We start from the raw sequence: 9,552 nt of genomic DNA on the forward strand, positions 1-9,552 counted from the left end.
GCGCGAAGTTACTCGAACTCAGTCTTTCTCGAAAAAAGGATCAACGATTTCTTTTGGTGTAGGCTTAGTTAATAAGCTGACAACAACTAATGCTACGACAGATGCTATAAGTGCTGGTATCGCAACCATCTTGGAATCGTATGGAAAAGACATAAATCCAAGATCCAGAGCCACCCCACTTCTATTCAATACTTCAATGACAATCACAGAAAGCATGCCTGCAAGAATGGAAGCAATTCCCCCTTGTTTAGTAACTCTTTTCCAAAAGAATGTAGCTAACAATGGAGGTGCTAATGCCGCTCCAATCATAGTATAGGATATAAATGCCATCGAGAGAATCTCCTCAAACTGTGTCATGATGAGGTATGCGATGAATCCAAGGATGACGATTGCACTTCTTTGAATTAAAAGTTTAGTCTTATCAGACGCTCCTTTGATAAAATACTTTTCCAGAATATCTCTGGATAGGTTTGTAGAGGTAACCATCAGGAAAGTATTTCCTGTGGAAAGTATAATAGCAGCACCTCCGGCAAATAGCAGCGACCCCACAAAAGCAGGCAGTTGTTCAAACCCTATTCGTAATATGATTTCTTCTGACATTGGTGCATTCACAGACCCATCCGGCATGAAGAATCTTGGATCATGTGCATAAATGGCGAAACCGACCACTGCTAAAAGACACATCAGGAATTCAATACCAACGACCCCTATAAACATTCCCATGACAGCCTTTCTGGCAGCTTTAGAATCTTTTGCTGAAGAGAACTTTTGATATACACTACTTTCACTCAACATTAAGATAAGGGTAGGAAGCATAATACCAATATACCAAGTAGGTTCATGACCTTCTATGATTGATAAGTGATCGGGGCTTACTTCATTGATCGTGTTCACCACATTGTCCCATCCACCAAAGCCACTTATGGCGAATGGTACCGCAAGGATGATGGCAGTGATCATGATAATTCCATTGAAAATATCAATCGAAACAATCGAAACCATTCCTGCAAGTGATGTAAAAGCAATGATGATTAAAAAGGTTATTAAAGTACCTTGCTCAACGGATATCCCACCTTCTGTAAGGATCGAAAGAAATCTTCCACCTCCTTTAAACTGGTAACCAGCGATAACCAGGTATGCCACAATGATTGTGATGGTGCCCATCAGTCGTGCGAGAGGAGAGTATCTTTTTTCAAGAATGTCTGTAAGTGTGTACTGAGAAATCCTTCTGACCCTGGCAGCAATGAAGTATACAGCAAGTATGCCAATCCATGCACCTAAAGAGAACCACAGTTCTGAGAATCCAACCTGAAAGGTGAGCCCAGCTGTTCCAAATAAACTTCCAGATCCAATCCAGGTCGTAACCAATGTGCCCACTAAGAGATAAACCGGCACATTTCTGCCTGCAACTACAAAATCCTCTTCGTTCTTTACTCCTCTACTTTTGTAAATAATGATTCCAGCAAGAATCAAAATGTATCCAATGGTTACAATAAGGTAGGTCATGTCGATTTTTTGTAATTCCGCCGCAAGATAATGAATATACTATTTACTCGATAAGCCATGTTTTCTTAGTTCAAGGTTTGATATTATCTTCTTTTATTATCATTTCTATTTTGAAGATTAGAAGAGAAAAATGACATTCTGCAATAAAAACCGTTAAGATTATTTTGATTCATCACCGGCAATGTTACTTTTGGTTTCGAATGAAAACGATTACAACAACTATTATTTCGAGAACGACAGGTACCACCGGGTATCCCTGTCACAAGGAATGGTAGTTGCTGAAATATAAAAATTGTATCCAAAAGCGCCATTCTAAATCAGAATGGCGCTTTTTTTATGCCATGCCTATGCAAGTATTCAAATTTGGAGGTACCTCTATCAAAAATGAACAGGCCATCAAACAGGTGAAGGCCATTGTGGAAGTACGCGATTCAAAATCATGTGTAGTGGTTTCTGCCATCGGCAGCACCACAGATGAACTTCAGAAAATCGCCGACACAGCAAAACGGGGTGCGGAGGAGTATTTGAATTCCATTGAAGAATTGGAAAAGCGTCATTACTCCCTTTATAAGTCGCTAATAGGTAAGAAGGAATCATTGGAACTTCAAGCTTGCTTTACCCAACTCAAAAGAGTTTGTGAGGGCGTTTACCTGCTCAAGGAGCTTACTTCAAAAAGTCAGGACTTTATTCTTGGGACAGGAGAGTTGGCTTCCTCGATCATTATTTCTGATTACTTCGTCAGTCAGGGACTAGACTCAATCAGGTATGATACACGTAAATTGATTGTCACAGATCATCGATTTGGTGCAGCAAATGTTGATTTCGCAAAAACAGCTAACCGGTTCAAAGAAGTGGAGAAGGACTTTAGGAAAGTCAATTTCTTTCCAGGCTTCATTGCAGGAACTACTACAGGTGAGACCACAACACTGGGCAGAGGTGGCTCAGATTACACCGCATCCATCATAGCCTCTACTTTGAATGCAAAATCGCTCGAAATATGGACGGATGTAGATGGCATAATGACCGCTGATCCTCAGCGAGTGAAGCGTTCACATACAGTGAATCAGGTGACTTACGACGAAGCTTTGGAGCTTTCTTACTTTGGGGCCAAGGTGCTTTATCCTCAAAGCATTGAACCGGTTTTAAAGGCTGGAATTCCAGTATGGGTGAAGAATACATTTCATCCCGAAAATCCAGGCACTTTCATTTCCAATGACTACTCGGACGAACACCTTATCAAAGGGATTTCAAGTATTAATGAGGTCACCATTTTATCAATTAGTGGAAGTACCCTGCGTGACAATGGTGTATTTTTCCCGCGATTATTTAGTGGCTTGGCGGGTAAAGAGATACCAATTGCATTTATGACCCATAGCAACGCTGGTTTGACTGTGACTTTAGGTGTTGAAACGAAACATGCCCGATCTGCTATCCGAACCCTAAAAAAGGAATTTAGCAGCTCTGAGGAAAAGCAGGTTTTAGACTCAATGGATGTGGAAGATGGCTACTCCTTGCTTGCTCTTATTGGATCTAATATGAAAGATCAAATAGGTGTAAGTGGCAATATGTTTAATGTATTGGGCAGAAACGGGATTAGCATCAAAGCAATTTCGCAGGGATCTTCAGAGCGAAACATCTCTGCCATTATTCCCAAGTCAGACCTGGATAAGGCACTGAATGTGCTACATGAAAGCTTTTTCTTATCGCTAACCAGACGAATCAACCTGTTTATCATTGGAACGGGAAATGTTGGAAAGGCTTTTTTGGGTCAGCTGAAGAAGCAGTTCGGTTTTCTGAAAGAACATCACCATCTAAATATCAAAGTGATTGGTGTGGCGAACTCCCGGCAAATGGCTTTTGAAAAGGATGGAATTCCATTATTAAAGTGGGAAAAACATCTTAGCAAAGGAGAAACGTTTGACAAATTAACTTTTGTTCAGCACATGGTGAATCTCAACTTTAGAAATTCGGTCTTCATTGACATCACTGCATCTGCTGACATCTCGTCCATGTATAAGGATATCCTGAAGGAAAGCATTTCTGTGGTTACTCCTAATAAAATAGCAGCAACCCGCTCTTATGGTGAGTATCTGGAATTGAAGGGAGTAGCTAAGAAATTCAAGAGCCAGTTTTATATAGAAACGAATGTATGTGCTGGACTTCCAATACTATCTACCCTTCATGATCTGGTGAGAAGTGGTGATCAGGTGAATAAGTTGCAGGCGGTACTTTCGGGCACATTGAATTTCCTATTTAATGAATATGATGGGTCGAAACCTTTTGCTGATGTAATCAGAAAGGCTAAAGACCTTGGTTATACAGAGCCGGATCCACGACTTGATATCTCCGGAGAAGACGTGATGCGAAAGTTGCTTATCTTGATTCGGGAGAGTGGATACCCAATGGAGGCGGATCAGATTGCATTGACTTCATTTTTACCAACATCTTGTCAGCAAAGTACTGACCTGGATGATTTCTATGAAAAAATTGAATCGGCGGAATCCTATTTCAAAGAACTCTATGACAAATCAATCGCCAATGGCACTCGGTTAAAGGTGGTGGCATCTTATGAAAATGGAAAGGGAAAAGTAAGTTTGGAAGAGATACCGGATACTCACCCGTTTTATCACCTGGAAGGAAAAGACAATGTCGTGCTGTTTTACACCAATCGCTATGCGGAGCAGCCATTAGTCATTAAAGGGGCGGGTGCAGGAGCGGAAGTTACTGCCTCCGGGATATTTGCGGATGTATTACGAATTGCTCAATCTGATTCCTGATGAATATGGAAAGAATAAAGGTTCATGCTCCGGCCACCGTCGCAAACGTCGGATGCGGTTATGACACCATTGGGTTTGCACTTGATGGTGTTTATGAAGAGATCATTGTTTCGAAAAGAAGTGATGAGCGTCTGGTTTTACAATCGATAGAGGGAGCTGATTTATCTCTTGATCCTGAACAAAATGTGGCGACCATAGCTGCCAAGGCTTTATTGGATCATATAGGCATAAAGGCAGGCTTTGATTTTCAAATCAAAAAATTCTTTAAACCCGGAAGCGGCTTGGGCTCCAGTGCCTCCAGTGCAGCAGGAGCAGTGTATGCAGTAAATCAATTGCTACCCAATCCATTGAAGACATCTGAATTATTGCCGTTTGCTTTGGAGGGAGAGGCATTTGCATCCAAATGCTACCACGCAGATAATGTGGCTCCCTCTCTGATGGGTGGTTTTATTGTTATCCGAAGCTATCATCCTCTGGACTACTTTGCGTTACCCGTCGCAGACGAATTGCATGTGCTGATCGTGCGTCCGTCTGTTGAGGTTAAGACCTCAGAAGCGAAAGGGATTGTTCCAAAATCTTTAGATATAGCTACTGCTCGCAATCAATGGGGAAACCTCGCCAGCCTGGTTCATGCGATGCATATGAAGGACTGGAGCAGACTTAAAGCTTCTATTCAGGATTTTATCGCTGAGCCAGTCAGAAAGTCCCTGATTCCAGGTTATGAAGAAGTGAAAGCCATCGCACATGATCATGAATGTGTGGGCTTCAATATATCCGGATCCGGACCCAGCATGTTTGGGCTATTTGAGGATGCGGAATGCCTTACAAAGGCAAAGAAGAAAATTCTGGGGTTGTATGGTCAACTGGGAATCACCTGTGATTTTTTTGAAAGCAGCATGAGTGATCACGGTTGTAAAATAATCGAAGGAAAATGAAGTTTGTAAGCACCACTGGACAAGGATCTGAAGTCTCTTTCAGGGAGGCTGTTTTGAATAACCTGCCAAATGATGGAGGGCTTTATTTTCCAAAAGAAATTCCCAGACTAGCCCAAGATTTCATCAAAGAGATCCCTGAGATGGAGTTATCGCAGATCGCATTGGAAGTGCTGGGTAAGTTCTGCAAAGAAGATATTGATTCTAACGAACTGGTTAAGATTACTGAAAGGGTCTTTGATTTTCCAATTCCTTTGGTACAGGTGAACGACAAGATTCATTGCATGGAGTTGTTTCATGGACCAACGTTTGCTTTTAAAGACATAGGGGCAAAGTTTCTTGCCGAGTGCTTGGCTCACTTCAATGCAAACAATAGCAAAGAAACGACCGTTTTGGTAGCTACTTCCGGGGATACAGGTGGGGCGGTTGCCAATGGATTCTTAGGAGTGGAAGGCGTGAGGGTGGTCATACTTTACCCAAAGGGAAAAGTAAGTGCGCTTCAGGAAAAACAGCTGACTACTCTGGGACAAAATATTACAGCGCTGGAAGTTGAGGGCACATTTGATGATTGCCAAAGCCTGGTTAAGCAGGCATTTGCGGATGTGCAGCTGAATAAAGAGATGCACTTGTCTTCGGCCAACTCTATCAATATTGCGAGGTGGTTGCCTCAATCATTGTTTTACTATGTACCGTTAAAACACGGGTTTCATGATGTGACAATTGCTGTGCCTAGCGGCAACTACGGTAACCTGACCTCCGGTATACTGACAATGAAAATGGGTGTGCCGATCAAGCAATTTGTAGCAGCAAGTAATGCAAATGATGTGGTACCAAGATATCTACTGTCTGGAGATTATGAGCCTGAATACACGATCCAAACCATTGCGAATGCCATGGATGTTTCAGACCCCAGCAACTTCAAACGATTGCTTTCTTTGTTTGGTGGGAGCTATCAGGACATAAAAAACCACCTGGCACCATTCACAATGGATGATGGAGCAATTAAACGAACCATTCGTGAATGCCATCAAGCAAACAATTACCTATTGGACCCGCATAGTGCGATCGCTTATGCAGCACTGCATAATTCGGACGAAGAAGGTGTGTTCCTGGGGACGGCTCACTATTGCAAATTCCTGCCAACCATGAAGGAGGCTTTAGGGCAGGAAGTGAATATTCCTGACTTTGCTAAAGACCTGATGACTCGTAAAAAACGATCATTAGAGATGAAAGTGGATTATAAACAGTTTAAGGAATTCTTAAGGTCTTGATAAAATAGCCTATTGTCGAGGTTCTTTCGAGCATCAAAGAGCCGCTCTGGCACGTATTTATCTCAAGGATTAATGTCGTCTCACAGCAACTATTTTTCAGCCTTCTTTTCAACTAGCTTGATCGTTTTCTTTTCGCATGGTCTGAACCTTACCATAAGTAAGGGAGCGCCACACCCACTCCAAAGGCCCAAACTGATATCGGTCCAACCATGCTTTAGAATAGGCATATTGAATGATCCAGATTCCGAATGTAATAAGTAGTTGAACGCTTCTTTCAACCTGCCCGAATAAACCAAAGCCAACGCCATAAAAAATAAACACACAGATGATGGATTGTAAAATGTAGTTTGTCAGGGCCATTTGACCGATAGCAGCGAAACGTTTTTTAATGGACACGCCGGCTTGAGTTTTGCTAAACAGCATGATAAGGCATATGTAACCAAAGCTGATAAATAAACTTCCCCAATAGTTGTATTGTGAGCCTAAATACATCGAGTAATCGAAACTCCAGGTATTTTCGAAATTCTTAATTAAGCCATAGATCACGATAGGAAACCCTATAAGCCAGGAAATAAGCAATCCTCGCCGGTAAAATTTTTTACTCTTTAAGCCCTGCAGGATGTTCCATTTGTAGAGGGCCATACCTACCAGCATTAGTCCTCCTGCTCGCCACAGGAATAATACTAAAAATACCAGTGTTTCTAAAAATAAGGCCGATTCTGAGTTATGCCTGACTTGATCATTGATCGATCCTGTAACAGCTTCAATTTCGCTCTTAATTTCATTTTGGTCGGGAATCCAGCTGGATTTGGCTGATGCGATGGCCTCATCTGGCCAGTGTTCCATCGAAGTTCCAAAAAAACCATAAATCAACGTGTGGACAGATATAAAAATCACCCCCACAATTAGCAGACTTACTGGGCTTTTCTTTCTGAATAAATAAACAAATAAGGCACAAATGGCATATGGAACTAATATATCTCCATACCAAATAATATGGGCATGAATGATGCCGATGATCAGTAACCAAAATGTTCTTTTGTAGTGAAGACCTACCGAACGCCTATTTTTTGACTCTGCCTTTTCAGTTACCAAAATGATCCCTGCACCAAACAGTATAGAGAATATCGTCATGAACTTTTGATCTGCCAGGATGTGAGATAGTATCCAAACCCACAGGTTGACGCCTTCCAGATTACCGTAAACTGTCGGATTCATGTAGGCAGCCCCCGGCATTGCAAAGCTCTGGATATTCATAATTAATATGCCGAGTATAGCAACCCCTCGAAGGATATCAAGGCTCATGATTCGATCGGAAGACTTGACGGGAGATAGACTTTGGTTCATCTTAGGTGATTTGAAAGAGTTATAAAAGTAACTAAGTTCCTCTGGTTCAGAAACTTTCACGGATAATGATTTAGGACCTAATTCTGGTTCGAAATCTTGTATGCATTAATGAAGGGACACCTCAAACGAAAGCTGGCCAGATTACAGCATCATACCCAATAGCGAGGAATGGAGATCAAACAGTTTTGGCGACAACACAATAAACCAATTGAACTTTGGAGTTCAGGAGTAATAGATCAGAAAGTTGATTACATTTCCACCCCCTCAGTGTCACCTCTGGGTAGAGTGGAGGGAAAGCGGACTCTGAGGAATGGAAATTACATTGGACTTGGAGCAGTGCAATTGATTATTCAGGAGGGAAAGGATTGCTTGATGTTGTCATTATAGCATAGGCACAAGCGGACGCTTGCGCCAGGGTGGGGTACAGAAGGTGGTAGTTTCTTTGTTGGCGGTTCACTAGGAGCCACTTACGGGGCTGGAGTATTTACCGGAGGTGAAACTTTCAATGGTCTTCTTTTTGATTAACTCTCTAAGCAGTGATTAGAATAGCATACATATTGTTGATAGTAGCATTGACTGGTTTATTACAATCAATTATTGATCCTTTTGATTTGAATCAAAACTTATTAATCATCTCCAAATTATTCTATGTCGGACTCACTGTGATCATGCTAGTTGTGATAGTTTTCATTAATATTAATACGATTAAGAAAATTAAAAAAGAAGACTTTATTTTGTTGACTCCATGGAATACTAGAATACTTGGTATAATAATTCCAATCGTTTGTTATTCAATTTTGCTGACTTCTTTAATTCTAGGAATATTTTGGGACAACCAAATTTTTTACATTTCTTTATTTGTATTGATATTTTTAGTTCCTCCAGTATATGTAATATCTCGTTTTAACTTGATTTTTTATAATGCAAATGAAGTTTTAATTAGTAATCTATTTAGCCAATACCGAGTCGAAAGGTCAAAAGTTGAATCGATTAAGAAAGTGCTATACAGAGCATATAGAATTAGGTTCATAGATAACAATAATCTCATTAAGAGGTACTTTTACATTGAAACCAATGATAAATCGAATATATCAGACAAGGTTACTGAAATGATTCAGAAATTGGAGCTTCAATTAAAATAGTAGAGATGAAAAAAGTTTTAATAGATCTATTTGGTATTCTCGTGCTCTTACAAGCATTTTCCTGTTCCCTACCGGAAGTTAAACAAGCACAATTCGAAAGAGATTTAGATTCTATTGTTTCAGATCTAATGAAGATTGGAGATTTTGAAGATGCAGGCATTCAAATAAAAGCAAGGTCGTTTAATGGCAAAACAAGTCATGTGATTGAGGTTTCATTGATCAATGGGAAGCAAAATAATAATGTACCATTGAATGAGGTTGCTAAAGAAGCAATTGGAATTGTTGTCAATTCAATTTCAAATGAGTCTGATTTTGACAAGTTCGAGGTGAGTTTTGTAGAGCGCAATTCTGAAGGCTTTGTGACAAGTTCTAAAGGAAGAACAATTCAGTTCACAAAAGCGGATTTGAATCTAGGAGAGACAGTTATTTGATTTAGACTAAATTCCCCCCGCTACCGCAAGTTTGCAACTTGCGGAAAAAGAAAGAAGAAGATAGCTTTTCTTACAAGTTTGTAACTTGTATTGCATGAGCCGGAATTATAAGATTCAAAACAATACAGGAATCTATTTCATCACTT

At 40.6% G+C, this 9,552-nt stretch carries 6 protein-coding genes; 4 read left to right on the forward strand and 2 right to left on the reverse strand.

Features of this window, described 5'->3' with window-relative positions:
- Positions 1-18 precede the first annotated feature (18 nt).
- Positions 19-1,506, reverse strand: a complete 1,488-nt coding sequence (locus ACXAH9_RS15375; protein ID WP_474895742.1) for a sodium:solute symporter family protein — start codon at positions 1,504-1,506, stop codon at positions 19-21.
- A gap of 347 nt (positions 1,507-1,853) precedes the next feature.
- Here ACXAH9_RS15375 and thrA point away from each other — a divergent pair, with 347 nt between their 5' ends.
- The 3 genes from thrA to thrC are packed head-to-tail and all read left to right on the forward strand — an operon-like array spanning position 1,854 to position 6,486.
- A complete protein-coding gene (gene thrA / locus ACXAH9_RS15380; protein WP_474895743.1) occupies positions 1,854-4,283 on the forward strand; it encodes a bifunctional aspartate kinase/homoserine dehydrogenase I in 2,430 nt (809 codons plus the stop codon).
- A 5-nt stretch (positions 4,284-4,288) separates the two neighbouring features.
- On the forward strand, positions 4,289-5,218 hold the full coding sequence (locus ACXAH9_RS15385) for a homoserine kinase (RefSeq protein WP_474895744.1): 930 nt from the start codon (positions 4,289-4,291) through the stop codon (positions 5,216-5,218).
- Positions 5,215-6,486, forward strand: coding sequence for a threonine synthase (gene thrC, locus ACXAH9_RS15390; RefSeq protein ID WP_474895745.1), 1,272 nt, complete (start codon positions 5,215-5,217; stop codon positions 6,484-6,486). Before ACXAH9_RS15385 ends, thrC begins: the two co-directional genes overlap by 4 nt.
- Positions 6,487-6,594: 108 nt before the next feature.
- Here the strand turns inward: thrC and ACXAH9_RS15395 are convergent, their stop codons facing one another.
- Positions 6,595-7,893, reverse strand: a complete 1,299-nt coding sequence (locus ACXAH9_RS15395; protein WP_474895746.1) for a DUF418 domain-containing protein — start codon at positions 7,891-7,893, stop codon at positions 6,595-6,597.
- 1,087 nt (positions 7,894-8,980) lie between these two features.
- On the opposite strand from ACXAH9_RS15395, the gene ACXAH9_RS15400 reads away from it, so the two are divergent.
- Positions 8,981-9,406: a hypothetical protein gene (locus ACXAH9_RS15400; protein WP_474895747.1), complete on the forward strand. Its 426-nt coding sequence runs from the start codon at positions 8,981-8,983 to the stop codon at positions 9,404-9,406.
- Positions 9,407-9,552 lie beyond the last annotated feature (146 nt).

It is taken from the genome of Ekhidna sp. ABH4_415 (assembly GCF_056161305.1).